The 26952-nt window shown below is 59.8% G+C and carries 23 protein-coding genes and 5 pseudogenes; 17 read left to right on the top strand and 11 right to left on the bottom strand.

Annotation, left to right across the window (positions count from 1 at the left end; genetic code table 11):
• Positions 1–56: 56 nt before the first annotated feature.
• The 7 genes from folE (at position 57) to JWR98_RS11590 (ending at position 5639) form a co-directional block, all read left to right on the top strand.
• Positions 57–617, top strand: a complete 561-nt coding sequence (folE, locus tag JWR98_RS11560) for a GTP cyclohydrolase I FolE (protein WP_078734616.1) — start codon at positions 57–59, stop codon at positions 615–617.
• A 2-nt stretch (positions 618–619) separates the two neighbouring features.
• On the top strand, positions 620–1024 hold the full coding sequence (gene folX, locus JWR98_RS11565) for a dihydroneopterin triphosphate 2'-epimerase (RefSeq protein ID WP_078734617.1): 405 nt from the start codon (positions 620–622) through the stop codon (positions 1022–1024).
• A gap of 59 nt (positions 1025–1083) precedes the next feature.
• Positions 1084–1380, top strand: coding sequence for a DUF1244 domain-containing protein (locus tag JWR98_RS11570; RefSeq protein WP_078734618.1), 297 nt, complete (start codon positions 1084–1086; stop codon positions 1378–1380).
• A 137-nt stretch (positions 1381–1517) separates the two neighbouring features.
• Positions 1518–2402, top strand: a complete 885-nt coding sequence (locus tag JWR98_RS11575) for a helix-turn-helix domain-containing protein (protein WP_078734619.1) — start codon at positions 1518–1520, stop codon at positions 2400–2402.
• A gap of 180 nt (positions 2403–2582) precedes the next feature.
• Positions 2583–4325 carry an amidohydrolase gene (locus JWR98_RS11580; RefSeq protein WP_078734620.1) on the top strand — a complete coding sequence of 581 codons (1743 nt, stop codon included), beginning with the start codon at positions 2583–2585 and terminating at the stop codon, positions 4323–4325.
• A 105-nt stretch (positions 4326–4430) separates the two neighbouring features.
• Positions 4431–5207, top strand: coding sequence for a TorF family putative porin (locus tag JWR98_RS11585; protein WP_078734621.1), 777 nt, complete (start codon positions 4431–4433; stop codon positions 5205–5207).
• A gap of 90 nt (positions 5208–5297) precedes the next feature.
• Entirely contained in the window at positions 5298–5639 is a 342-nt protein-coding gene (locus tag JWR98_RS11590; RefSeq protein WP_078734622.1) for a HopJ type III effector protein, read from the top strand.
• A 63-nt stretch (positions 5640–5702) separates the two neighbouring features.
• On the opposite strand, the gene trxB is transcribed toward JWR98_RS11590, so the two are convergent.
• The gene (gene trxB, locus JWR98_RS11595; RefSeq protein WP_003194076.1) at positions 5703–6665 is read right to left on the bottom strand and encodes a thioredoxin-disulfide reductase; all 963 of its coding nucleotides are present in this window, start codon (positions 6663–6665) and stop codon (positions 5703–5705) included.
• A 282-nt stretch (positions 6666–6947) separates the two neighbouring features.
• Between trxB and cysZ the strand changes: the two genes are divergently transcribed.
• Entirely contained in the window at positions 6948–7712 is a 765-nt protein-coding gene (cysZ, locus tag JWR98_RS11600) for a sulfate transporter CysZ (protein ID WP_078734623.1), read from the top strand.
• 54 nt (positions 7713–7766) lie between these two features.
• A complete protein-coding gene (locus tag JWR98_RS11605; RefSeq protein ID WP_078734624.1) occupies positions 7767–8945 on the top strand; it encodes a glycosyltransferase family 4 protein in 1179 nt (392 codons plus the stop codon).
• A gap of 41 nt (positions 8946–8986) precedes the next feature.
• On the opposite strand, the gene JWR98_RS11610 is transcribed toward JWR98_RS11605, so the two are convergent.
• The 7 genes and pseudogenes from JWR98_RS11610 to rplU form a co-directional block, all read right to left on the bottom strand.
• The gene (locus JWR98_RS11610; RefSeq protein ID WP_078734625.1) at positions 8987–10090 is read right to left on the bottom strand and encodes an NADH:flavin oxidoreductase; all 1104 of its coding nucleotides are present in this window, start codon (positions 10088–10090) and stop codon (positions 8987–8989) included.
• 186 nt (positions 10091–10276) lie between these two features.
• Complete coding sequence (locus tag JWR98_RS11615) at positions 10277–10759, bottom strand: glutathione peroxidase (RefSeq protein WP_205490094.1); 483 nt, start codon at positions 10757–10759, stop codon at positions 10277–10279.
• 101 nt (positions 10760–10860) lie between these two features.
• Positions 10861–11325, bottom strand: coding sequence for a CreA family protein (locus JWR98_RS11620; RefSeq protein WP_003176046.1), 465 nt, complete (start codon positions 11323–11325; stop codon positions 10861–10863).
• Between the two features lie 16 nt (positions 11326–11341).
• The gene (gene proB, locus JWR98_RS11625) at positions 11342–12460 is read right to left on the bottom strand and encodes a glutamate 5-kinase (RefSeq protein ID WP_003176047.1); all 1119 of its coding nucleotides are present in this window, start codon (positions 12458–12460) and stop codon (positions 11342–11344) included.
• Between the two features lie 108 nt (positions 12461–12568).
• Positions 12569–13791, bottom strand: a pseudogene (cgtA, locus tag JWR98_RS11630) (Obg family GTPase CgtA).
• A gap of 193 nt (positions 13792–13984) precedes the next feature.
• Complete coding sequence (rpmA, locus tag JWR98_RS11635; protein ID WP_003176049.1) at positions 13985–14242, bottom strand: 50S ribosomal protein L27; 258 nt, start codon at positions 14240–14242, stop codon at positions 13985–13987.
• A 34-nt stretch (positions 14243–14276) separates the two neighbouring features.
• Positions 14277–14591, bottom strand: a complete 315-nt coding sequence (gene rplU / locus JWR98_RS11640; RefSeq protein WP_007950961.1) for a 50S ribosomal protein L21 — start codon at positions 14589–14591, stop codon at positions 14277–14279.
• A 239-nt stretch (positions 14592–14830) separates the two neighbouring features.
• Between rplU and JWR98_RS11645 the strand changes: the two genes are divergently transcribed.
• From JWR98_RS11645 to JWR98_RS11655, 3 genes are all read left to right on the top strand, one after another.
• Complete coding sequence (locus JWR98_RS11645; protein WP_003176052.1) at positions 14831–15799, top strand: polyprenyl synthetase family protein; 969 nt, start codon at positions 14831–14833, stop codon at positions 15797–15799.
• Between the two features lie 127 nt (positions 15800–15926).
• Positions 15927–16268 carry a zinc ribbon domain-containing protein YjdM gene (locus tag JWR98_RS11650; RefSeq protein ID WP_042945274.1) on the top strand — a complete coding sequence of 114 codons (342 nt, stop codon included), beginning with the start codon at positions 15927–15929 and terminating at the stop codon, positions 16266–16268.
• A 159-nt stretch (positions 16269–16427) separates the two neighbouring features.
• The gene (locus tag JWR98_RS11655) at positions 16428–16685 is read left to right on the top strand and encodes a PA4570 family protein (protein WP_003176054.1); all 258 of its coding nucleotides are present in this window, start codon (positions 16428–16430) and stop codon (positions 16683–16685) included.
• Positions 16686–16744: 59 nt separating this feature from the next.
• Here JWR98_RS11655 and bamJ read toward each other — a convergent pair whose 3' ends face one another.
• Positions 16745–17362 (bottom strand): BamJ family beta-barrel-assembly machinery protein, encoded by a 618-nt coding sequence (bamJ, locus tag JWR98_RS11660; RefSeq protein ID WP_078734626.1) that lies wholly within the window; start codon positions 17360–17362, stop codon positions 16745–16747.
• A 105-nt stretch (positions 17363–17467) separates the two neighbouring features.
• Positions 17468–18691 carry an OprD family porin gene (locus JWR98_RS11665; protein WP_078734627.1) on the bottom strand — a complete coding sequence of 408 codons (1224 nt, stop codon included), beginning with the start codon at positions 18689–18691 and terminating at the stop codon, positions 17468–17470.
• A gap of 182 nt (positions 18692–18873) precedes the next feature.
• On the opposite strand from JWR98_RS11665, the gene JWR98_RS11670 reads away from it, so the two are divergent.
• The 5 genes and pseudogenes from JWR98_RS11670 to JWR98_RS30185 all read left to right on the top strand — a co-directional run.
• Positions 18874–19770, top strand: coding sequence for a LysR family transcriptional regulator (locus tag JWR98_RS11670; RefSeq protein ID WP_078734628.1), 897 nt, complete (start codon positions 18874–18876; stop codon positions 19768–19770).
• Between the two features lie 107 nt (positions 19771–19877).
• A pseudogene (locus tag JWR98_RS11675) lies at positions 19878–21304 on the top strand (YfcC family protein).
• A 19-nt stretch (positions 21305–21323) separates the two neighbouring features.
• Positions 21324–23152 (top strand): annotated as a pseudogene (locus tag JWR98_RS11680) (CocE/NonD family hydrolase).
• Between the two features lie 162 nt (positions 23153–23314).
• Positions 23315–24379: pseudogene (locus JWR98_RS30180) on the top strand (methyl-accepting chemotaxis protein); the annotation flags it as partial.
• Between the two features lie 261 nt (positions 24380–24640).
• A pseudogene (locus tag JWR98_RS30185) lies at positions 24641–25234 on the top strand (methyl-accepting chemotaxis protein); the annotation flags it as partial.
• A 260-nt stretch (positions 25235–25494) separates the two neighbouring features.
• On the opposite strand, the gene JWR98_RS11690 reads toward JWR98_RS30185, so the two are convergent.
• Positions 25495–26952: an N-acyl-D-amino-acid deacylase family protein gene (locus tag JWR98_RS11690; RefSeq protein ID WP_205490095.1), complete on the bottom strand. Its 1458-nt coding sequence runs from the start codon at positions 26950–26952 to the stop codon at positions 25495–25497.

Raw genomic sequence — 26952 nt, forward strand, 5'->3', positions numbered from 1 at the left:
ACCCTGACCGTCAACGGCGGGCGGCATATCAAGTAAGCCGTTTGTGAGGATGTTGTATGACTTTATCCCTGCCCCACCATTACCGTGAGATTCTCAAGGGCTTGGGTGAAGACCCGGAGCGCGAAGGTCTGCTCGATACCCCCAAACGCGCCGCCAAGGCCATGCAATACCTGTGTCATGGCTACGAGCAAAACCTGGAAACCATCGTCAACGGCGCACTGTTCGCTTCCGACAATGACGAGATGGTGATTCTCAAGGACATCGAGTTGTACTCGCTGTGCGAACACCACCTGCTGCCCTTTATCGGCAAAGCCCACGTGGCCTATATTCCGACCGGCAAGGTGCTGGGACTGTCGAAGCTGGCGCGCATCGTCGACATGTTCGCCCGACGTCTGCAGATCCAGGAAAACCTTACGCGGCAAATCGCCGATGCCATCCAGGAAGTGACCCAGGCCGCCGGTGTAGCGGTGGTGATCGAGGCCAGGCACATGTGCATGATGATGCGCGGTGTGGAAAAACAGAATTCAACCATGAACACCTCGGTGATGCTCGGCGCCTTCCGCGAGTCGAACACCACGCGCATGGAGTTCCTGCAACTGATTGGACGGAGCAAGTAGCAATGCCACAACTTCAACCAGGCATGGCGCGCATCCGGGTCAAGGACCTGTGCCTGCGCACCTATATCGGCATCAACGAGGACGAGATCCTCAACAAGCAGGATGTGCTGATCAACCTGACCATCCTGTATGCCGCCCAGGAAGCCGTGCGCGACAATGACATCGACCATGCCCTGAACTACCGCACCATCACCAAGGCAATCATCGCCCACGTGGAAGGCAACCGTTTTGCCTTGCTCGAACGGCTGACCCAGGAACTGCTGGACCTGGTGATGTGCAATGAATCGGTGCTGTACGCCGAAGTCGAAGTGGACAAGCCCCATGCGCTGCGTTTTGCCGAGTCGGTTTCGATAACGCTCGCGGCGAGCCGCTCAGCTTCAAGCGACAAGTCACAAGCTACAAGCTGACCCCATTCCAACTTGCAGCTTGAAGCTTACCGCTTGAAGCTGTCTCGAAGAGACCCCCTATGACCGACCAACAACGCCTCGAACTCGAAGCCGCCGCCTTCCGTCGCCTGGTGGCGCACCTGGACAGCCGCAAGGATGTACAGAACATCGACCTGATGAACCTCGCCGGTTTCTGCCGCAACTGTCTGTCCAAGTGGTACAAGGCCGAGGCCGATGAGCGCCAGATCGATGTCAGCCTCGATGACGCCCGTGAGGTGGTGTACGGCATGCCGTACGCCGAGTGGAAAGCCCAATACCAGAAAGAAGCCAGCGCCGACCAACAGGCCGCGTTTGCCAAAGGAAACACGCAGGGTTAGGCACTTGCCCAGTATCAGCAACAGGCTAGCGTTGCAAACAAGGCGTTATATTGCGTCAGAGCCTATGGCTTAAGCCCCTGACGCTAAGCCCTCACGACTTGGGACCAGCCCGCGGGAAAAACCAGGAAAGCAAAAGCATGCAGATTCAAACCTTTGATACTGCAGATGTGGATCAGCAACTGGCGATTTCCGGCTGGCAGGAGCACTACCAGCAAATGTCCCCAGGGTATTTTCGGGGCAAAGTTGTCTACATGCAGTTGAATGGCATCGAGGTGTATGAAGAGCAGATGAACACGCGGGTGGAGCAGCATTTCCATGCGCCCGCCGGTTCATTGGTCTTCAGTTTCGACACGGGTGACGGGTCGCTGTACCTGCTCAACGAAGACAGTCAGAACACCTGGATCACCCCGGAAAACTATAAAGAAGTCGCGGTGGTGATTGGCCCTCAGTACCTCGATCAACTTGATTGCCTGAATTTGAGCAGCCTGGATGGCATGTTCCTCACACCGCTGGTTTCCCGGCAGAGCCAGGTTTTTGGCCATTGGTTGAGCAGTACGCTTCAACGGTTAGCTTTGGGGCAATCCCCGGTGCCTGAAGAAGGGCTGGCACAACAACTGGTCGACGATTGCCTGTATATCCTCGATTGCCCGAGCCAGATGCCGGACCTGACAAGCCTGAAACACCGCGCCCATGATCGCCGTCTTATCCAACGGGTTTTCGATCTGGTCATGGCCAGCCCGCAAGAGCACTTCAATGTGTTGCAACTGGCCAACGGCGCTGGGGTGTCTGTTCGTCAGTTGCAGCAACGCTTTACTTCTTCTATCGGTGTATCACCCAGCCAATGGCAGCGGTTACGCCGATTGAACTTTGCCCGCCGCGACTTACTGCGCATGGTGCCCGCAGAGACTACCGTGGCGCAAATCGCCATGCGCTGGTCATTCTGGCACCTGGGCCGTTTCTCCCAGGCCTATCGCCACCTCTTTGGTGAACTTCCCAGCCGCACACTCTCGCGTCCCCGCTGAATAATCTCCCCACGCGTTGGCGCACCAAAATGAAGCTCGCAATCAGGCGCAAATTGGATAGAGGCCAGCCTTCTTGCGCCCGCATTATCTACTTCAAACAAAGAACCCTGCGTTCGCCGGCCACTGATGTGCTGCGTCGCTAAAACGTCAATAGAACAAAATCAATAAAAGGACCTTTGAATGAAGCGATTTACCCCCTGTGTTCTGGCCGCAATGTTAGCTATCCCCTCACTGCAGGCCATGGCAGCGGCCGATCTGATATTCACCAATGGCAAGGTTTTCACCGGTGTTCCAGGCCAAGCGCTGGCTCAAGCCGTGGCGGTGGAGAACGGAAAGATCCTCGAAGTCGGTAGCGACGCGCAGATCAATGCCCTCGCTGATGCCAACACTCAACGGTTCGACCTTGCCGGCAAGGTCTTGATGCCGGGCATGATTGACACTCACAGCCATCCGGTGTCTGCAGGCCTCGCGAGCCTTGGCGCCAACTTGCTGGATGAAGAAAAGCCATTGCCCGAGCTTGAGCAATGGATCATCGAGCAAGACAAAGCCGGCAGGGCGAGATCCGCAGACGTCATCGTAATTGCCGGTACCAGCTCGGCCTATTGGGATAAAAGCCGCGAACTGGGCAAGATCTTCAACCACGGCCGCTGGGCCGACCAACCGCTGGTGCTCAGTGGCATCGACGGCCATACCGGCTGGGCCAACAACGCCATGCTCAAGCGCGCGAAAATCGATGCGGCACTGGTAAAAGGCCTGCCGGCGAACGAGCGTGATTACGTTGGTCACGAAATCGACTTCACCCCTACCGGTTATTTTGCCGAGTCTCGCTGGGATCAGGTACGCAATAAAATTCCCGCACCGAGCAAAGAGATCATGCTCAAGGCCGCCCACGAAGCGGTGAAGGTCAACAATGGCTATGGCGTCACCGCTTGGATGGATGCGGCATCCAATGCCGGCAATGGCGACTCACTGTTCGACTTCACAGCAACCGAGCAGAGCTACGGCGTGCTCCCGTTCTACCGCGAATTGGCCGAGAAGGGCGAACTCAGTGCCCACGTCGCCGCCTTGATGCTGACCAACTCCAAAAGCAAGCCGGCCGACCTGGAAGTCGTGGCCAAGGTGATGAAAAAATTCGAGGGTGTGCCCAATCTGACATTCCCTGGCATCAAGATCTTTGCTGACGGCATCATGGAGTTTCCAGGGCAGACCGCAGCGGTCATCGCCCCCTACAAGAACAGTAATAAACGCGGTCAGTTGCTGATCGATCCGAAGCATTTCGGTGAGTTGGTGGTGGCTGCGGAAAAGCGCGGTTGGATCATGCACGTGCACGCGGACGGTGACCGCGCCGTACGTGAAGCCCTCAATGGCGTTGCTTATGCGCGCCGCCTTAACCCGACCCCTGTGGCCCATAGCCTCGCCCACTTGCAAGTGGTCGATCCAGAAGACTTCCCTCGCTTCAAGCAACTAGGGGTCATTGCCTCCATGCAATTGCTATGGGCCACCAGCGAGAGTTATACCGAAGAACTGGTCAAGCCTTACATCAGTACGCTTGCCTACGATCACTTGTACCCCGCCAAATCCTTGCACGACGCGGGCGCAACCATCGCTGGGGGCAGTGACTGGCCCGTATCTGGCCCCAACCCGTGGAATGCCATTGCTCAGGCCAGCACGCGTAAAGGCCCATTGGGGGTGCTGAACGCCAAGGAAAGCCTTGACCGCCAGACCATGTTCTACGCCTACACCATCAACGCCGCCAAAACCCTGCGCCTGGATCAGAAGATCGGCTCTCTGGAACCCGGCAAGCAGGCTGATCTGATCGTCCTGGATCGCGATGTGTTCAAGGTCAGCGACGACGAGCTATTCGAGACCAAGGTCCTGAACACCTTCTTCTCCGGTAAACAGGTTTACGCCCCAGGCGCCTGACTGGCTCGCTCAACATCACGCAAAACACTTGGCGCCGCTCCCAGAGCGCGCGGGGCACAGTCGCGCCTGGAATAACTCACACACTCATAACAATAAGAGACTTCTATGAACGCACTTTCCGTCTTCATGCTTGCAGTGCTCACATTGGGCCCACTGATCAACGCTCAAGCCGTCGAGCTCAACGACAGCTTCCAGCTCATCATCAACCCCGCCCTGGTCAGTGACTATCGCACCAGTGGTATCTCGCAAACCCTGGGTGACCCTGCCGCACAACTGGGGATAACCCTCAACCACGCCAGCGGTTTATATGCCGGCCTCTGGACCTCGAATGTCGACTTCGGTAATGGCACCAAAACGCGCCAGGAGATCGAATATTTCGCCGGCTATTTTTGGCAACTACATGACAACATCAGCCTGGACAGTTTCTACACGCAGTATGAATACCCGCGCGAAAGCGATTACAACCAGGGCGAAATCAAGACTGTCCTTGATGTTTACGGCGTTCTGCTCGGCGGGAAATACGTGCGCAATATGAAAGGTCCCGACTACGAGGATGAAAATGGCGAGCTTCATAAAGGTAAACAAGACGAAGACCTGTCGTCGTGGTTGATCGGTTACCACACCGTGCTGCCCGCTGAAATCGGCCTGGAAGCCCGCTATGAATACGTCGACTACAAAGACGATGTATTTTTCAGTAACAACGGCAACGGTCGTGCCGATTATCACAATTGGGAAATCAAGTTCAGCCGAGAGTTAGTCGGCGTTAACTGGTCGCTGAGCTATATCGACACCGACCTCTCGAAAGCCGAATGTACGGGCTTTACCGGCTTCGATAACCTGTGCAGCGCGACCATAGTAGCCGGCGCGAGCAAGACGTTTTAACCCCTGTAGGCTTGCATGTGGTTCGAAATAACCTCGAAAAAGTTACTATAGGTAATCTCACCTATATCCATTAAGAAAGAGCCAGATCCGATGATTGATTTGAATACCCTGCGCGCCAGCCTCAACAGCGGCGAACATGTCTTTGCCGATACCCTGGCCTTTATTGCGGTCGGTTACGATTACCAGCCGCAAGCCTTCACCAACGGCGGAGTGGAAAATGCCGCTGGGCAGAACGAAGGGTCGTGCAAAACCCTGGGTCTGGCGCTGCTGGAAGGGTTGAATGATCAGGAAGCGTTGCTGGCGTTTGGTGAGCATTACCGGTCGGTGGTGGCTACGCCTGAGGGCAGCGATCACGGCAATATTCGGGCGTTGATCGAGCATGGCCTGGCGGGTGTGAAGTTCAGCGCACAACCACTGACACGCAAACCCTAAGCCAGACGCGAATCAAAAAGTGGGAGGGGTTTGCCCCCTCCCACATTTTTTTTTGCGGCGTGGTTAGAACGAAGCGTCCTTCAACCCATCGAGGTACCGCTCGGCATCCAGGGCCGCCATGCAACCGGCGCCGGCCGAGGTGATGGCCTGGCGGTAGACGTGGTCGGCCACGTCGCCGGCAGCGAAGATACCTTCGATGTTGGTGGCAGTCGCATTGCCTTCACGGCCGCCTTGCACCACCAGGTACCCGTCTTTGGCTTCGAGCACACCTTCGAACAACGAGGTGTTCGGGGTGTGGCCGATGGCGATGAACACGCCGTCGACTTTCAGCTCGTCGAAGCTGCCGTCGTTGTTCTTCAGGCGAGCACCGGTCACGCCCATGTTGTCGCCCAGCACTTCGTCCAGAGTAGCGTTGAGCTTGAGGATGATCTTGCCTTCAGCGACACGCGCGTGCAGCTTGTCGATCAGGATCTTCTCGGCGCGGAACGTCTCGCGGCGGTGAACCAGGGTCACGGTGCTGGCGATGTTGGCCAGATACAGCGCCTCTTCCACGGCGGTGTTGCCGCCGCCGACAACAGCGACCGGCTTGTTGCGGTAGAAGAACCCGTCGCAGGTCGCGCAGGCCGAAACGCCCTTGCCCATGAACGCTTCTTCCGACGGCAGGCCCAGGTAGCGGGCGCTGGCACCGGTAGCGATGATCAGCGCATCGCAGGTGTAAACGCCGCTGTCACCGGTCAGGCTGTAAGGCTTCTTGGAGAAGTCGACTTTGTTGATGTGATCAAACACGATCTCGGTTTCAAAGCGCTCGGCGTGTTCTTTCATGCGTTCCATCAGCACCGGGCCGGTCAAGCCGTGGACGTCGCCCGGCCAGTTGTCGACTTCGGTGGTGGTGGTCAACTGACCGCCCGCCTGCATGCCGGTGATCAGCAGCGGCTTGAGGTTGGCCCGGGCAGCATAGACGGCAGCGCTGTAACCGGCAGGGCCGGAACCGAGAATAATCACTCGCGAATGACGGGTATCAGACATGACTCGCTCCTATCGACCGTCCGGACTACAAGACGGCTGGAATAAAAAAGGACCGCGAAGCACTTGGGGAAGGCTTGAACTCGCGAATCCTGAAAATAATGGGTGCAGCGTATAGAGGGGGGCAAGATTAAGGAAATACGGAATAACAATCCAGCTCATAGGTGGTCTCTATGCAGTCACCCCCGTTCAATCGATGGGTTTGTTACCGCTGATGTCGCCGCTTTCGCCTGGAATACAAAGCCGGTAAGGTCGGCGCGTTCGCCCCTTTGTTCGGAGTTCTCCATGCCCGCCCCCGCTCTTTCCGGCCCGCAATACCTGCGTGAAGGCCTCAAACTGGTATTGAGCCCTGGCTTGCGCCTGTTTGTACTGCTGCCACTGATGATCAATATCGTGCTGTTCGTCGGCTTGATTTATTTTGCCGGCCACCAATTCAGCCTGTGGGTCGACCATTTGATGCCGACCCTGCCCAGTTGGCTGAGTTTTCTGAATTACCTGCTTTGGCCTTTATTTGTGGTGCTGGTGGTGCTGATGGTGTTTTTCACCTTCACGATGCTCGCCAATATCATCGCGGCGCCGTTCAATGGATTTCTCTCGGAGAAGGTTGAAGTGGTGGTACGCGGCACCGATGACTTCCCGGCCTTCAGCTGGGGCGAGCTGATCGCCATGGTGCCGCGCACGCTGGCCCGTGAATTGCGCAAGCTGGGCTACTTCCTGCCGCGAGCCATTGGCCTGTTTATCCTGTCGTTCATTCCGGTGGTCAACCTGATCGCGGCGCCGTTGTGGCTGCTGTTCGGGGTGTGGATGATGGCAATCCAATACATCGACTACCCGGCCGACAACCACAAGCTCGGCTGGAACGAAATGCTCGCCTGGCTGCGCCAGAAGCGCTGGCAGAGCATGAGCTTCGGCGGCGTCGTCTACCTGGTGCTGCTGGTGCCGGTGGTCAACCTGCTGATGATGCCGGCGGCGGTGGCCGGGGCCACGTTGTTCTGGGTGCGCGAGCAAGGCGCCGAGGCGATGGCCGTGCCCAAAGTGACCCGGTCATAAATCCATCATCTGCATGACACAATGGCGACATGGCCCACAGCGACACTGTGGGTCATGACGACCGCTTTGCTTCACATCACCCTGATCACCGAAACCTTCCCGCCAGAGATCAACGGGGTGGCCAATACCCTTGGCCGCTTGTGCGAAGGATTACGTGCGCGTGGCCATCAAGTCGAACTGGTACGCCCACGCCAGGGCGCCGACCAGAGCCGCCCCAGCGACGACGAATTGCTGCTGTGCCGTGGCTGGCCATTGCCCGGTTACCCGGGCCTGCAATGGGGCCAGTCGTCGATGCACAAGCTGCTGCGGCGCTGGACGCGGCAGCGCCCGGACGTGCTGTATATCGCCACCGAGGGGCCGCTGGGGCTGTCGGCACTGCGCGCGGCGCGGCGCTTGGGGATCAGCGTAGTCAGCGGTTTTCACACCAATTTCCAGCAGTACTCCAACCAGTACGGTTTGAGCCTGTTAAGCCGCCTGGTCACGCATTACCTGCGCTGGTTTCATAACCGCTCCACCTTGACCTTGGTGCCCAGCGCCAGCCAGCGCCTGGAACTGGAGCGGCGGCATTTCGAACGTTTGGGGATGTTGTCGCGCGGGGTTGACAGCCAGCTGTTCCACCCGGCCAAGCGCGACAACACTCTGCGTGATAGCTGGGGCTTGGCAAACGATGATATTGGCGTGCTGCACGTTGGGCGCCTGGCCCAGGAGAAAAACCTCGCGCTACTCAAACGCTGCTTCGATGCCCTGCAGGCAACGTACCCACAACGCCGGATGAAGCTGATCATCGTCGGCGATGGCCCGCAACGCCCGCTGTTGGAGCACGACCTGCCCGACGCGGTGTTCTGCGGCGCTCAGCGCGGCGAGGAGCTGGCACGGCATTACGCCTCGGGGGATCTGTTCCTGTTTCCCAGCCTGACCGAAACCTTTGGCAATGTGGTGCTGGAAGCGATGGCTTCAGGATTGGGCGTAGTGGCTTATGACCAGGCGGCGGCCACCCAGCATATCCGCCATGGCTACAATGGCGTACTGGCGATGCCGGGGGATGAAAACGCGTTTTGCGATGCGGCCATTTGGCTGCTGGAAGAACGGGAGACGTTGCGCAGGGCGCGCCTGAATGCCCGCCAACATGCCAGCCGCCAGGGCTGGCCGGCGATTATCGAGCAGTTCGAACATCAACTCCGTGGAGCGTGTGGCGAGCAGCCTGCGATTGCAGGGGCGTCGCGCTTGATCTGAGGGCCTGATGGGCCGTCGGACCGAGCGCGGGTAGGCGCCGCTTAGACCAGGGTCGTCAACGCCTCACGACTGAACGGCAGAATGTCGCCCTCGCGACCTTCACGTACCTTCACCGCCCAATCCGGATCAACCAGCAGCGCGCGGCCCACGGCGACCAGATCGAACTCATCGTTGTTCAGGCGCTCCAGCAGCTTCTCCAGGCTGGCCGGCTGCGCGACTTTGTCGGTGTTGACCATGAACTGCAGGAATTCGCCATCCAGGCCGACACTGCCGACGGTGATGGTCGGTTTGCCGGTGAGCTGGCGTGTCCAGCCGGCCAGGTTGAGGTCGGAACCTTCGAATTCCGGCTCCCAGAAACGGCGAGTGGAGCAGTGGAAAATATCCACACCGGCGTCGGACAACGGCTTGAGGAACTCGCCCAGCGCTTGCGGGGTGTGTACCAGGCGTGCGGTGTAGTCCTGCTGTTTCCACTGGGAAAAACGCAGGATGATCGGGAAATCCGGGCCGACAGCCGCGCGCGTGGCCTGGATCAATTCAATGGCAAAACGCGAGCGGTTGGCCAGGCTGCCGCCGTACTCGTCGGTACGCTGATTGGTGCCTTCCCAGAAGAACTGGTCCACCAGATAGCCGTGGGCGCCGTGGATTTCCACGCCGTCCATGCCGATGCTCTGGGCATCCTTGGCGGCCTGGGCGAAGGCATGGATGACGTCCTGGATGTCTTGGGTGGTCATGCCGTGGACCACCACGTTGCCATCCTTGAGTTTTTCCATCGGGCCATAGGCCGGCACGCTGGCATCAGGCTCGGTGCCAATACGCCGCACGCTGCCCACATGCCACAGCTGCGGGACGATCTTGCCGCCTTCGGCGTGTACCGCATCAACCACTTTCTTCCAGCCGGCCAATGCTGCTTCACCGTAGAAATGCGGGACATTCGGGTAACCGTTGGACGCCTGGTGACCGACCACAGTGCCTTCGGTAATGATCAGGCCCACGCCGGCGGCAGCACGGCGACGGTAGTACTCGATCACTTTGGAATTGGGGATACCGCCCGGGGAAAACGAGCGGGTCATGGGCGCCATGACCACACGGGTCGGCAGTCGCAGTGCACCGAGCTGGAACGGTTTGAACAAGGCTTGGACAGGCATGGGGGCACTCCACGGAAGACAAGATTTATGACGTGGATAATATGGAGTGCACGGTGCGCTGGGTAGCACTATTGATCTGGGTGATTAAGGGGTATGAGGGCAGCTACAAGCTACAAGCTACAAGAGGGACAGCGGCGCTTCTTCTTGCGGCTTGTAACTTGTAGCTTGCAGCTGCACCAAAGCTGTTCAACTCAAGGCTTTTTCGATGGCCTGGATGACCGTCGGATCATCCGGCGCGGTGCGTGGCGAGAAACGCGCGAGCACGCGGCCGTCTTTACCGAGCAGGAATTTTTCGAAGTTCCAGGTGATATCTCCGGGGAATTCGGCACCCTCGCCCGCCAGCAAGCGGTACAGCTGGTGACGGTCAGGACCGTTGACCTCAAGTTTGCTGCCCAGGGGGAAGGTCACGCCGTAGTTCAGGCTGCAGAACTCCTGAATCTCTTGCTCGGTACCCGGCTCCTGGCCCGCAAATTGATTGCACGGCAGGCCAAGCACGGTAAACCCCTGGCCTTTGTATTGCTGATAGAGGTTTTCCAACGCCGCGTATTGCGGGGTCAAGCCACATTTGGACGCCACATTGACCACCAGCACGACTTGCCCCTTGAAGGGGGCCAGCGGCAGCTCTTGTCCGTCCAACGCTTTGAGTTTCAGGTCGTGGAAAGCACTCATGACGAACTCCAGATATTCCATGTTCTTTGCATTACGATGCTTGGAGATTACAACCCGCAAGCCTGCAATCATAGACGCCGATGACAAAACTCGCCTGCGGGTTACTGAGCGGTCGGCCACGGCAAAATCGGGATGGCGGTCACCGCGTTCTGCGGGCTGCCTTCGATCAGGCGGTCGCTGTAGACGAGGTACACCAGGGTATTGCGCTGCTTGTCGAGGAAACGCACCACCTGCATGGTCTTGAATACCAGTGAGGTGCGCTCCTTGAACACTTCGTCGCCGTCCTTGAGTTCGCCCTTGAAGCGAATCGGCCCGACCTGGCGGCAGGCAATCGATGCTTCAGCACGGTCTTCGGCCAGGCCCAGGCCGCCTTTGACGCCGCCGGTCTTGGCACGCGACAGGTAGCAGGTGACACCGTCGACCTTGGGGTCATCGAACGCTTCAACAACGATCCGGTCGTTGGGGCCGACAAACTTGAACACCGTCGACACCTGGCCGATTTCTTCGGCCGAGGCCAGCAGCGGCATGGCCAGCAGTAGGCCGAGCAATCCCTTCATCACGCGCATCGTGTACTTCCTATGGTTAAACCAGGATCAGGTTGTCGCGGTGAACCAGTTCCGGTTCGGCCATATAACCCAAGAGTCCGACAATCGCATCCGACGATTGTCCAATAATCTTCTGCGCTTCCAGGGCGCTGTAATTGGCCAGGCCACGGGCGATCTCGCGACCGTCGGGCGCGACACACACCACCATTTCGCCACGACGGAAGCTGCCCTGTACCAGCTTGACGCCCACCGGCAACAAACTCTTGTTGCCCTGGGACAGGGCCGACACGGCACCATCATCGAGTACCAGAGTGCCACGGGTCTGCAGGTGCCCGGCCAGCCACTGCTTGCGCGCTGCCAGCATGCCGCGCTCCGGCGACAGCAACGTGCCGATGCGCTCACCGGCCTTGAGACGATCCAGCACGCGCTCAATGCGCCCGCCAACGATGATGGTGTGGGCACCGGAGCGCGCGGCCAGGCGCGCAGCGCGCAGCTTGGTCTGCATGCCGCCACGGCCCAGCGCGCCGCCCACACTGCCGGCCACGGCGTCCAGCGCCGGATCATCGGCACGCGCCTCATAGATCAACTGGGCATCGGGGTTGTTGCGCGGGTCGGCGTCGAACATGCCGTCGCGGTCGGTGAGGATCACCAACAGGTCGGCTTCCACCAGGTTGGCCACCAGGGCGGCCAGGGTGTCGTTGTCGCCGAAGCGGATTTCGTCGGTGACCACTGTGTCGTTCTCGTTGATCACCGGGATCACCTTGAGCTCGACCAGGGCACGCAAAGTGCTGCGGGCGTTGAGGTAGCGCTTGCGGTCGGACAGGTCGTCGTGGGTGAGCAGGATCTGCGCGGTGTGGCGGCCGTGCTCGGCAAAGCTCGATTCCCAGGCTTGCACCAGGCCCATCTGGCCGATGGCGGCGGCGGCTTGCAGTTCGTGCATCGCGCTGGGTCGCGCGGTCCAGCCAAGGCGGCTCATCCCGGCGGCAACCGCCCCGGACGACACCAGCACCAACTCCACGCCCGCTTCATGCAGGGCCACCATCTGTTCGACCCAGACGCTCATGGCTGCGCGATCGAGCCCCTTGCCATCCGCCGTCAACAACGCACTGCCGATCTTTACGACCCAGCGCTGCGCACCTGTCACTTTGCTCCGCATCATCTTCAACCTTAGAGTGAGGGCCGCGCGACCCAGCGCCGCCCATAACGTTATACCCGGATACCAAAACGCGCTCCAGGGAGCGGCGTTCAAGTTTATCGCAACGGATCAGTCGCGCACGTAAATGATTTCCGGACCGTCTTCATCATCCACGTCTTCTTCGTCCCAATCGTCGTCGCCGATGTCGTGCACCGACTTCACGCCGCTGCGGCGCAGGGCACGCTGGTCGTCCAGGGCCTGCAACTGAGCACGGGCTTCGTCTTCGATCTGCTGGTCGAGTTCGGCGAGTTCGGCCTTGTACACCGGGTCGGCCGCCAGGCGGTCGGCGCGGTCTTCGAGGTAGCGCATGATGTCGCGGGTCAGGCGCTCGGTGCCTTCTTTAGCGATCGCCGAGATCACGTAGACCGGGCCGGTCCACTCCAGACGGTCGACGATTTCCTTGACGCGTTCCTCGTGCTCTTCTTCGAGGATCTGGTCGCATTTGTTCAGCACCAACCAACGATCACGCTCGGCCAGGGCCGGGCTGAATTTGGTCAGCTCGCTGACGATCACTTCGGCGGCATCCGCTGCGCTGGTTTCATCCAGCGGCGCCATGTCGACGAGGTGCAGCAACAAACGGGTACGCGACAAGTGCTTGAGGAAGCGAATCCCCAGGCCAGCGCCGTCGGAAGCACCTTCGATCAGGCCGGGAATGTCGGCGATGACAAAGCTTTTCCAGCGATCGACGCTGACCACGCCCAAATTGGGTACCAGGGTGGTGAACGGGTAGTCGGCGACTTTCGGCTTGGCGGCCGAGACCGAGCGAATAAAGGTACTTTTGCCGGCGTTCGGCAGGCCCAACAGGCCGACGTCCGCCAGTACTTTCATTTCCAGCTTGAGGTCACGCTGCTCGCCCGGCTTGCCCGGCGTGGTCTGGCGTGGCGCACGGTTGGTACTGGACTTGAATCGGGTGTTACCCAGACCGTGCCAGCCGCCCTGCACCACCATCAGCTTCTGGCCGGCTTGGTCAGGTCGCCGATCACTTCCTGGGTGGCGGAGTCGATGATCGTGGTGCCGACCGGTACACGCAGTACCAGGTCTTCGCCTTTTTTACCGGTGCAGTCGGTGCTGCCGCCGTTGGAGCCGCGCTCGGCATCGAAGTGCCGGGTGTAACGGTAGTCGACCAGGGTGTTGAGGTTTTCGTCGGCCATCATGTAGATGGAACCGCCGTCACCGCCGTCACCGCCGTTGGGGCCACCGTTTTCGATGAATTTTTCGCGACGGAAACTCATGCAACCGTTACCGCCGTCGCCTGCTTTTACTCGGATGGAAACTTCATCAACGAACTTCATAACAAAACGCCTCTCGCCGCATGGACGAGCTTAAAAAACCAAGACATAAGACTCTTGCAAAAATGAGCGCAGCGACCTCAAACAGCGACCGCCTATCCAGCGCCTGAGCTCATTACAAACAGCTTTGCAAGAGACTCACTCCACAAACGAAAAAGCCCCGTCGCAAGACAGGGCTTTTCCAGCGATCTCGCAATTAAGCTGCGACAACGCTCACGTAACGGCGGTTGAACGCGCCTTTTACTTCAAACTTGATCACGCCTTCGATTTTCGCGAAGAGGGTGTGATCTTTACCCATGCCAACACCGTAACCGGCGTGGAATTGGGTGCCGCGCTGACGCACGATGATGTTGCCCGGAATGATTTTCTGGCCGCCATACATCTTAACGCCAAGGCGTTTGGCTTCTGAGTCGCGACCGTTACGGGTACTACCACCAGCTTTTTTGTGTGCCATGAGTCAATTCTCCTAGTGAGGAATTAGGCTGAAATTAAGCCTGAATACCGGTGATTTTGATCTCGGTGTACCACTGGCGGTGGCCCATACGCTTCATGTGGTGCTTACGACGACGGAACTTGATGATGCGGACTTTATCGTGACGACCTTGGGAGATCACTTCAGCCACAACGGTAGCGCCAGCAACAACTGGAGCGCCGATGTTCACGTCATCGCCATTGGCGACCAACAGAACGCGATCAAAGGTAACGGATTCGCCGGTGGCGACTTCCAGTTTTTCGATCTTCAGGTATTCACCTGGGGCGACCTTGTATTGCTTGCCACCAGTAACAATTACTGCGTACGACATGGTATTTCTCCGATAATCCTGCTCACCCAGCGCTTTATAAGAAGAGGTATTGGCTGGCATGGCTGCATGGGATGGACGTCCCGAATGCAATTGCGTAAGGCAGGTGCTGCCCAGGAAGTTCAGGGTGCGCGATTGTACGCAAGCTGTGGAAGGCTTGCAAGGGGCCGTCTATCGCGCCTTGACACTGCGGGGTCAGGGTCCTAGCATGCCGCGCAACCCTTCTGGAGCGACTGTCGCTGATGCAACCCCAAGCTTTCTACCGCGCGGTCGCGGACGATTTTAGCGCCGTCGACGGCATCATCAAGCAGCAGCTGACGTCTAAAGTGCCGCTGGTCTCCAAAATTGGCGACTACATTACGTCGGCGGGCGGTAAGCGCCTGCGTCCTTTATTAGTGTTGCTGTGTGGCAAGGCCCTGGGCCGCGAAGGCGATGACCTGCGCCTGCTCGCCGCTACCATCGAGTTCCTGCACACCGCCACCCTGCTGCATGACGACGTGGTCGACATGTCCGGCATGCGCCGTGGCCGCGAGACCGCCAATGCCATGTGGGGCAACGCCCCGAGCGTGCTGGTGGGCGACTTCCTGTATTCGCGCTCATTCGAAATGATGGTCGAGCTGGGCTCAATGCCGGTGATGAAGATCCTTTCACAGGCCACCCGCATCATCGCCGAAGGCGAAGTGTTGCAACTGTCGAAGGTGCGTGACGCCAGCACCACCGAAGAAACCTATATGGAAGTGATTCGCGGCAAGACCGCGATGCTCTTCGAAGCCTCGACCCACAGCGCCGCCGCGTTGTGTGGCGCCAGCGCCGAACAGGCCGAAGCGCTGCGCACCTTTGGTGATCATCTGGGCGTGGCGTTCCAACTGGTGGACGACCTGCTGGACTACCGTGGCGACGCCGAAACCCTGGGCAAGAACGTGGGTGACGACCTGGCCGAGGGCAAACCGACCTTGCCGCTGATCTACACCATGCGCGAAGGTACGCCGGAACAGGCCGCCCTGGTGCGCAAGGCGATCCAGAAAGGCGGCATCGAGGACCTGGAAAGCATTCGCGCTGCCGTGGAAGCCTCGGGTTCACTGGACTACACCGCGCAACTGGCGCGTGACTACGTGGCCCGTGCAATCAAATGCCTGGAAGCCCTGCCGGCCAGCGAATACCGGGACGCCCTGGTTGAGCTGAGTGAGTTCGCGGTCGCGCGTACGCACTAAAATACTTGCATGTGGGAGGCGGCTTGCTCCCACATTTAGGTTGTATTGCCAATTCCAAAGCGCCCCCGAGCAAAAAACCTTATATAATGTGCGACTTTTAGCCATCCCTGACTCCCGAGGAGCTTTAGTGAGCACGTTGCCACCCTGCCCGAAATGCAATTCCGAATTCACCTACGAAGACGGCGCCCAACTGATCTGCCCGGAATGCGCCCATGAGTGGTCCGCCAGTGGCGAGGCCGAAGTGGCCGGCGATGAAACCGTGAAGAAAGACTCTGTGGGCAACGTCCTGCAGGACGGCGATACCATCACCGTGATCAAGGACCTCAAGGTCAAGGGCACTTCCCTGGTGGTAAAAGTCGGCACCAAGGTCAAGAACATCCGCCTGTGCGACGGTGACCACGATATCGATTGCAAAATCGACGGCATCGGCCCAATGAAGCTCAAGTCCGAATTCGTGCGCAAAGTCTGAACTTGCTGTTTCCATCCCGCGCCCGCCGCGGGATGGCGCTTTGCCCTCCCCGTTGACCTTTCTCAATACCCACACAGAAAAACCCGGAAACCGCCAATAGGCACTTGCTATTCCACGAATAAGAATTATTCTCATTGAAACCCATCAAGGAGAATGACCATGACTTATTTGATCGATGCCTGGCTGGACCGCCCACATCCTTACCTACGAATCCTGCATCGGGAAACCGGTGAAGTCTGTGCGGTGCTCGAAGAAGAAGCGCTGACTGAACTGCAGGACCAGGGCGACCTGGACGTCAATGGCCTGAGTTCAAGCGAACCCGGTGTGCTGAAGGAAGTGGTGCGTAATCTGTTCCTGTTCTGCTATGCGCGGGCGTTGCGCCCAGCGACGGAGCTCAATGGCAAGTTCCATCCATGAGTACACCGGCAAAACGCTGTAGGAACGAGCAAGCTCGTTCCTACAGGTAACAGCAGGTCTTACAGAACGTCGAGCAGTTCGACGTCGAATACCAGAACACTGTGCGGCGGGATGCTGCCAACGCCTTGAGCGCCGTAGGCCAATTCGCTAGGCACGTACAGGCGCCATTTGCTGCCGGCATTCATCAGTTGCAGGGCTTCGGTCCAGCCGGCGATCACGCCGCCCACCGGAAATTCTGCAGGCTGGCCACGCTCGTAGGAACTGTCGAACACAGTGCCGTCGATCAGGGTGCCGTGGTAGTGGGTGCGCACCTGGTCTTCACGGGTCGGCTTGGCGCCGTCACCGGCCGTCAGCACTTCAAACTGCAGGCCGGAAGCCAGGGTGGTGATGCCATCGCGCTTGGCGTTTTCAGCCAGGAACGCCAAGCCGGCGCCTGCAGCCGCTTCAGCCTTGGCAGCCGCTTCGGCTTGCATGATGTCGCGGATGACCTTGAAGCTGGCAGCCATTTGCTCTTGGTCAACACGGCTTGGCTTGCCTGCGAATGCGTCGGTCAGGCCAGCCAGGATCGCGTCCAGGCTCACACCTGGTGGCGGGTTGTCGCGCAGTTGGTCGCCCAACTGACGGCCGATACCGTAGCTGACGCGGGTTTCGTCGGTGGACAGATTAACTTCGGACATGAAGAGGCTCCGCTGCAGGACAACGCGATTTGCCGCGCCGTCCAAAACTAAAAGGGCCCGCAGACTAGCACACAAGGCCGGTCCATGATGAGCCCTTGCTGCGAGCTACCAGAGCGCCAGGTCGTAGGTCAGGTAGAGGCGATAGTTGTCGCGGTCACTGGCATAGGTCGAACGATAGGTCGCTTTACGCAGTTCCACCCCCAGGCCTTTGAGGGTGCTGTCCTGGATCACATAGCGCAGGTTGGTATCGGACTCCCACTCGCGCGCCTCACGGCCTCTGTAATCGCCATTTTGCCCCTTGTAGTAACGGGTCATGAAACTCAGGCCCGGCAGCACCGCAGCCAAATCATAGTCGTAACGCAGCATCCAGGTTTGCTCGCCGGCCTGGATGAACTTGCCGACACCGGCATTACTGAAGGAATACACCGTCGACACACTGGCATAGGGCAACGCCGTTTCGCCGGTGACCTTCTGGTAGCCAACGCCCAGCGCTTGCGGCCCCACGCGATAGGTAAACAGCCCGCTGAACATGTCAGCATCGACCGGACCATTGCGCGCCTCCCCCGCTTCGCCGCTGATGAAATAGCGCAAGTCGCTGGTCAGCGTGCCACTGCCCAGTGGCTGCTTGTGCACCAAACCAAAAAACTGCTGACGATAGAATTCGCGCATCTGCCCGTAGTACCAGGTACCGCTGAGTGTCGGAGTGAAGGCATAGGTGGCGCCGGCAAAATCGAAATCCGTGCCCTTTTTGCCGCTGTAGCCCTGTGGATAGATATCCACACTGTCGGTTGAGTTACGCAGCTTGAATTTATCCAAGTGCCCGGTGTGCAGGTAGAGGTTGCGAATGCCGGTGTATTCCAGCTGCGTGCCCTGGAAGGTCTGCGGCAGCAGACGCCCGTCGTTGTGCACCAGCAGCGGAATTTTCGGCAGCAATGTGCCGGTTTTTACCAAGGCATCGCCCCAGCGCATCTTCGCCGTGACACCGAGGCTTGAGAACTCACTGGCCGCGTGGCCGTCGTCATGCACCGGCAGCAAACCCGTGCCGGCATGGGTAGGGCTGGAATCGAGGCGCACACCCGCCAACCCCAAGGCATCCAGGCCAAACCCGACGGTGCCTTCGGTGTAACCCGATTGCAGGTTGAGCAGAAAGCCCTGGGCCCACTCCTTGCGGTCTTCGCCACCATCGCGATAACCGTCGTTGAAGTAGAAGTTGCGCAAGGTCAGCCGTCCATGGGAATCCTCCCAGAAACCTTCGGCCATCAATGCCGGAGACAGGCTCGCCAACAGGCCCGCCGAGACCCATTTCCCCCTTATGAAAAACTCACGCATACGTGTTTCCTCAATGCCGTATTGTCATTTTTTATGGGCAATTGCACCGCGCGACAGGCTGGACGGCACGTCGCATTGGGGCAGACACTAACGGCTCGTCGACAGCCCCACAACGTTATGCGAGAAGCGCATCAGGCTATGCGCAAAGCACTGCAGCCCTCGCATCCGACAGGAAAAACACGGTGAACCTCAAACAGCTCGAAGCCTTCAAGGCGATCATGTCCACCGGCTCGACCATCGGCGCGGCGACGCGCATGGGCCTGTCGCAATCAGCGGTCAGCCGCCTGTTGAGCCAACTGGAAGAGCATTTGGGTTTCACCTTGTTTCTGCGAAAAAAAGGTCGCTTGATGGCCACGCCAGAGGCCGAGGAGTTGCTCACCGAAGTCGCAGGACTGGTGGATGGCATGCAACGTATTCAGCGCCTGGCCGACGAGATGCGGGTAGGTCGGTCACGCAAAAGCCTGCTCAAGGTCGGGGTGCCCACCAGCATGACCCAGGAGTTGTTGCCACCGATCGTCGCAGAGTTCCTCAAGCGCCACGACGACATCGTCGTCGAGTTGCTGACCGGCGCCTACGACGTGATCGAGCGCGCGGTACTGGACCGCTCCGTCGACCTGGGTTTTGTGCGCCTGCCGACCGAAATTGCTGATTTCGACATCGAGCCCGTCCTGCAAACCGAAGGCGTGTGTGTGATGCCCGTCAACCATCCGCTGGCCCGCCATGCGTGCATCGACGTGCAGCACCTGCGCAACGTGCCACTGGTGATGCTTGGCCGGCAACGGGCGCTGCGTACAGAGCTGAACCAGATATTTCGCGCCGCCAACCTCACGCCCCAGGTGCGCGTCGAAGTGCACTCGGTGGGCGCCGCGTGCAGCTTTGTCGCCGAAGGCCTGGGTGTGTCGATCGTCAACGGGCTGCTGGCAAGCCATTTCCTGCATTTGCCGATTGTTATCCGTCCGTTTCGCCCGGCGTTGCCCTACGCCTTCGGCCTGGCTTTTCGTGCCGATGAGGCCCGATCGCCGATGGTCACCGCGTTTGCCGAACACCTCAAGCAGCGATTGAACCCACAAAACGCATAGCCCAACCCAGCGTACGCATAACGTTGTCGCCGCGAAAACTTTGCCCTAGTGTCCGCCCCACACGTGTCCCCCACACAACAATAACGGCGCACGCCGGGGCTACCAGCATGAGCGAATCGCAGAGCATCCCTACCCGAGCGGTGGCGGAAAAAACCACACAACGCAAACAAATCAACCCGGCCATCATGCTGCTGAGCATCGTCCTGCTCGCAGTGGCGTTCACCTATGCGGTGAACGCCGGCAAGTTCCAGCGCCAGAATGGCCTGGTGGTACCGGGCTCTTACCAGGTGCTGGAAAAACACAATTCCCTGAGCCAACTGTTTGCCCTGCAACCGCGCAAGGCCGGCGACAACGTGGCCCGTCCGGTATCGCTGGTGGAAGGCTTCATGGCCATTCCCCAGGGCATCGAGAAACGCGCGGCACTGATTTTCATAGTGTTGTTCATCGGCGGAATGTTCGGGGTACTGAACAAGGCCGGGGTGATTGATGCCGGGCTGGAACGTCTGCTGGGGCTGACCCGGGGCAACATCTATGTACTGATCCCCAGCCTGATGCTGGTGTTCTCCGCCGGCAGCACCTTCATGGGCCTGGCCAAGGAATTTATCCTGATCGTGCCGCTGATGGTGGCCATGGCCAATCGGTTGGGGTTGTCGAACCTGATCGGTCTGGCCATCGTGACCATCTCGGTGAAGATCGGTTACCTGGCGTCGATTTCCAACCCTGTGGCGTTGTCGGTCGCTCAACCGATGGTCGGGCTGCCGATCTTCAGCGGCTTGAGCATGCGCGTGCTGGCGTACTGCAGCTTTCTGCTGGTCGGCATTGCGTTTGTGCTCTGGAGCATTCGCAAACACGGTTTCGATGCCACCGCGCAGATCACCTTCGAAAGCACTCCGCTGCCCATGCGCCACCTGATCAACCTGGTCGTGTTGCTGGCAGGCATCGCTTTTCTGGTGTTCGCCTCCAACCGCTGGGGCTGGAAATACCATGAGCTGTCGGCGTTCTACCTGTTGCTGACGGTGGCCTTCAGCGTGATCGCCGGGCTTGGTGCGAGCGTGGCCGCCAGTGCCTTTGTCGACGGCATGAAGAAAGTGCTGATTGCCGGTGTGCTGATCGGCCTGGCCACCGCCGTGGAGATCATCCTCAGTACCGGCCAGGTGCTCGACACCATCGTCGACAGCCTGGCAACCTTGTGGGCGATCACGGCCCGATCGTGTCGGCCTATGGCATGTTCTTCGCGCAGTTGGGGCTGGATGTGCTGATCCCGTCCACCTCCGGACAGGCCGCCGTGACTATGCCGATTTTCGGCCCACTGGGGCAATTGTCCGGTGTCAGCCCGCAGACCACGGTGTTCGCATTTTTGCTGGGCAACGGCCTGACCAACATGATCACGCCAACGTCCAGCGGCTTGCTGGTATTGCTGGCCACCGCCAATGTCGGCTGGGGCCAGTGGGCGCGCTACATCCTGCCGTTGTTCCTGATCTATGCCGCACTGGCAATGGCACTGCTGGCCATTGCGGTGACGAGTGGGTACTGAGTCGATGAGTGTTTTTCCTATGCAAACCCTGCTCAACCAGATGATCCCGATGCGCGACGGCATCCACTTGGCCACCGACATCTACTTGCCGGCACACAGCGAAGGCGCTTTTGCGGTGGTGATCGAACGCACCCCTTATGACAAAAGCAAACCCTCGCGCTCGGAAAAACAACTCGACGGCCAGCACATCAGCCGGGAGCAAATGGCCGCCCGGTTCACTGAGCAGGGCTTTGTTGCGATCTTCCAGGACTGTCGCGGGCGCTATGCCTCCGAAGGGGTGTTCACCAAGTACACCGCCGAGGGCGAAGACGGTTTCGACACCCTGGCCTGGATCGTCCAACAGCCCTGGTGCAACGGCAAGGTCGGCAGCATGGGCCTGTCTTACGCCGCCCACACGCAATTGGCGATGGCGTGCCTGCATCCACCGGGCCTGAGCAGCATGGTGCTCGACAGCGGAGGCTTCGCCAGTGCCTACCAGTGCGGTATTCGCCAGGGCGGCGCGTTCGAACTCAAGCAGGCCACCTGGGCCTTTCGCCAGGCCAAGGAAAGCCCCGCCGCCCTGGCCGACCCGCAGGTACGCGACGCGCTGGAGCAGGAAGACATCCACCAGTGGTTCACGCGTATGCCATGGCAAGCCGGCCAGTCTCCCTTGCGGCATGTGCCGGAGTACGAAACCTACCTGCTGGAACAATGGGCCCAGGGCGCCTTCAGTGAGTATTGGCGCAAGACCGGGATCTATGCCGAAGGCCACTATGGGCAACTGCCTGATATACCGGTGCTGTTCATGTCCAGTTGGTATGACGCCTACGTCAGTTCGACATTGGCCAACTACAGCGCCTTCAAGCAAAACGGCACAAAACAGCAGCGCCTGATCATGGGCCCGTGGCTGCATGGCGACCGCAATATCAGCCACAGCGGCGACGTGGAGTTCGGCCCTGACGCGACGTTTGACGGTCAGGTCGACAGGGACTGGCTGACCTGCCGCCTGGCGTGGTTCGAGCAAACCCTCAAGCCTTCGCCGCCGACCTCGGCGGCACCTGTGCAGGTGTTTTTGATGGGCGGCGGCAGCGGCAAGCGCGATCACAACGGTCGCCTGCAACACGGCGGGCGCTGGCTGCAGTCCGAGCGCTGGCCGCTGCCGGGCAGCCATACCCTGACCCTTTACCTGAATGAGCAAAAACAGCTGACGCCAACCCTGCCCTCCACGCTCGACGGTGCCTTGAGTTACACCACCGACCCGGCCCACTCGGTCCCGACCATCGGTGGCGCGCTGACCTCCGGTGCGCCGATATTCGTGGGCGCGCTTTTGACCAGCGCGAGCGCGCCGACTTCTTCGGCACGCGAGGCGACAATCGCCCGCTGAGCGAACGGGATGACGTGCTCAGCTTCCAGACAGAACCGCTCGCCGCCGACCTGATCGTCGCCGGAGACGTGCAGATCGAACTGTGGATCGACAGCGACGCGCCCGACACCGACTTCACCGCCAAACTGGTGGACGTGTACCCGCCCAGCGCCGATTACCCGGACGGCTTTGCGATGAACATTACCGACGGCATACGCCGCTGTCGTTATCGCGATTCCTGGGAACAGCCCACCCTGCTCACGCCAGGCGAACGGGTGAAGGTGTTGATCGAACCGTTCGCCACCTGCAACCTGTTCAAGCGCGGCCATCGGTTACGCCTGGACATCGCCAGCAGCAATTTCCCGCGTTTTGACGTCAACCCCAACAGTGGTGAAGCCCCAGGTCAGGCCCGCCATCCAAGAATCGCGCGCAATAGCGTGCACATGAGCAGCGCAGCCGCTTCATGCCTGCGGCTCACGATAGCGCCCGCCCCGGCGACGCCGTAATCCACCTGGGTCGCCATCGCCGCACCACGAGGATGACCCTTCGTCGCAGCCCAAAATTAAGCCCTTCAGATTCACACCCAGCCGCCGATAACGGCCTACACCTTGGCTGGCTCAAAAAACAATACCGCCCAGCAAACAGACATCATTCTTGTGGAGCATTAGATGAACAGCTGGTTCGGTAACATCAGCGTCAACCTCAAACTGGGCCTGGGCTTTGGCCTGGTACTTGTCCTCACCTCGATCCTGGCCCTCACCGGCTGGACCAGCCTGGGCGGTCTGATCGACCGCAGCAACTGGATGAGCGACATCACCCAGCTCAACGCCTCGCTGACCAAACTGCGCATCGTGCGCCTGCAATACATGCTGGCCAATGGCGACGAAGCCGTAGCGCAGAACGTACAGACCAGCCTGGACGCCTTCGCGGCCCAACAACAGAAACTGCTCGACAGTTTCAAGAGTCCGGAAAACGTCAAGCTGCTCAATGAGCAGAAAGCGGTCATCACCGCTTACCAGCAATCGCTGAACAAAATGCGCGAGGCTTACCGTAACGGCAACGCCTCGCGCCAGGTGATGGGCGACAAGGCCGACATCGCCAACGCGCAGATCAACGCGCTGGATGCGACGGTGCAACAGATGCCCGAGAGCCCGGAGCGCTTCGCTCAGTTCCAGGCCGTGACCAATGCCAAGTTCGAGTTCCTGTCGGCCCGCTACGAAGTGCGCGGCTACACCGGTAACGTCAACCCGGATACCGAAGCCCGCGCCGCCGCGCAAATTGAAAAAACCATCAGTGGCTTGAAAGACCTCAGTGTCGCCTTCGGCGCCAGCCAGCAAAGCGCGTTGAGCGCGCTGGAAACCGCCCTGAACGCGTACCGCACCGCCGTGCAGAACTACAAGGTGGCCAACGCCAACATCGTCGCCGCCCGTGCGGAAATGACCACCCAGGGCGCGGATATCGTCACCATCAGCGACAAGCTCTACGAGATCCAGCTCAACCGCCGCGACGCCGAAAGCGCCCAGGCCCGTAGCCTGCAATTGATCAGCACCTTGCTGGCACTGCTGGTCGGCATCATCGCCGCGCTGGTGATCACTCGCCAGATCACCCGTCCATTGCAAGACACCCTGGCCGTGGTCGAGCGTATTGCCTCGGGCGACCTGAGCCACAACATCCAAATCACCCGCCGTGATGAACTGGGCGTGCTGCAACAAGGCATCCAGCGCATGGGCAGCACCTTGCGCGAACTGATCAGTGGGATTCGTGACGGCGTGACCCAGATCGCCAGCGCCGCCGAAGAACTGTCGGCCGTAACCGAGCAAACCAGCGCCGGGGTGAACAGCCAGAAGATCGAGACCGATCAAGTCGCCACCGCAATGCATGAAATGACCGCCACCGTACAAGAAGTGGCGCGCAACGCCGAACAGGCTTCGCTGGCGGCGGCGGATGCCGATGGCCAGGCCCGCGCAGGCGACAAAGTGGTGGCTGAAGCCATCGCGCAGATCGAACGCCTGGCCGCTGAAGTGGCGCGTTCCACCGACGCCATGAGCCATCTGCAACAAGAGAGCAACAAGATCGGCAGCGTGATGGACGTGATCAAGGCCGTGGCCGAACAGACCAACCTGCTGGCGCTCAACGCGGCGATTGAAGCGGCGCGTGCCGGTGAAGCCGGCCGCGGGTTTGCCGTGGTGGCCGACGAAGTGCGTGGCCTGGCCCAGCGCACGCAGAAATCCACCGAAGAAATCGAAGGCCTGGTCGCCGGCTTGCAGAACGGCACCCAGCAAGTGGCCAACGTGATGAACAACAGCCGCAGCCTCACCGACAGCAGCGTCGAGCTGACACGCAAGGCCGGCGTATCCCTGGAAAACATCACCCGTACGGTGTCGAACATCCAGTCGATGAACCAGCAGATCGCCGCCGCGGCCGAACAGCAAAGCGCGGTGGCTGAAGAGATCAGCCGCAGCATTGTGAATGTGCGTGACGTATCGGAACAGACCGCCACCGCCAGTGACGAGACGGCCAAATCGAGCGTGGAACTGGCGCGGTTGGGTAGCCAGTTGCAGCAGATGGTTAGTCATTTCCGCGTTTAAAAACCGGCAAAATTACCGTGGCGAGGGAGATTGCTCCCGTGGGGTCGCGAAGCGGCCCTGCGCTGGCGCTTGGGGGCTGCTACGCAGCCCAACGGGAGCAAGCTTCCTCACCACAGGTGCAAACTTAGACATACTCGGCCCTCCGTAAGTTGGGCCTTACCTCCAGCGCACTTACTGGAACATGTGAGCCTTTGGATGCGGGTCAGCGCTTCCAGTGAGGCGGCCGGGCTAATGGGCCTCCCGCATTAATCCGGCACGGATTACGAAAATCCAGCCCGCAAATCCCCACTGCGTTGCAGAAACCGCCCCGCCCGCTCGCCGTTTGCCTGCCCGTCGCTGTAGCTCAACACGCCATTGACCCACACCCCATCGATGCCTTCTGCCGCGCGCTGCGGCGTTTTGAAATCCGCCACGTCCCGCACCCGCAAAGGATCGAACAACACTAGGTCCGCCCAGTGCCCTTCACGAATTTCTCCGCGTTGCGACAGACCGAAACGCGCCGCCGACAAGCCGGTCATCTTGTGCACTGCCGTGTGCAGCGGGAACAACCCGACATCCCGGCTGAAATGCCCCAATACGCGTGGAAACGCGCCCCACAACCGTGGGTGCGGAAACGGATCTTCCGGTAAGCCATCGGAGCCCACCATCGACAATGGATGCGCCAGGATGCGTCGCACATCCGCCTCGTCCATGCCGTAATACACCGCGCCCGCCGGTTGCAGGCGACGCGCGGCGTCCATCAGCGAAACATCCCACTCGGCAGCGATAGCCTGCAGATCGCGCCCGCCCATGTCAGGGTGCGGTGTGGACCAGGTGATGGTGATGCGAAACGCATCGGTCACTTGCTTGAGGTCCAGAGTCGATGAGCTGGCCGCATAGGGATAACAATCGCAGCCCACAGGATGGGTTTTCGCGGCATTTTCCAACGCCGCCAGCAGTTGCGGACTACGTCCCCAGTTCCCCGCACCGGCACACTTGAGGTGGGAAATAATCACCGGCGCCCTGGCATGCCGGCCGATCAGAAACGCCTCGTCCATTGCCTCCAGCACCGGTTCGAATTCGCTGCGCAGATGGGTGGTGTACACCGCGCCGTATGCGGTCAGCGCCTCACTGAGTTGCAGCACTTCATCGGTCTCGGCATTAAACGCACTGGCATAAGCCAGGCCTGTGGATAAACCGAGCGCGCCGGCTTCAAGGCTCTCTTGCAACTGCACACGCATGGCCGCGATTTCATTCGGCGTGGCCGTACGATGCAGGTCGTCCATTTGGTTGCTGCGCAGCGCCGTGTGGCCGATCAGCGCCGCGACATTGACGGCCGGGTGGGCGTGTTCGACGGCGATGCGGTAATCGCTGAAACGCGGATACGTAAACGCCTCGCGCGTGCCCAGCAGGTTCATCGGGTCCGGCGGATCGTTGCGCAGGCTGATCGGCGACGCGCTGATGCCGCAATTGCCGACGATCACCGTAGTCACACCCTGGCTGAGCTTGGGCAGCATCTGCGGATAACGGATCACCACAGTATCATCGTGGGTGTGCACGTCGATAAAGCCCGGCGCCAACACGCGGCCCCGGGCATCGATGACCTGCTCGGCCACAGCTGTGGACAAGTCGCCAATCGCCTCGATACGCCCCTCGCGCAGTCCCACATCGGCGACGTACCCCGGCGTGTTGCTGCCATCAATCACCAGCGCCTGGCGAATCAGCGTGTCGTACTTCAT

The sequence above is a fragment of the Pseudomonas lactucae genome (genome assembly GCF_016937615.1).
Classification (GTDB): Bacteria; Pseudomonadota; Gammaproteobacteria; order Pseudomonadales; family Pseudomonadaceae; genus Aquipseudomonas; species Aquipseudomonas lactucae.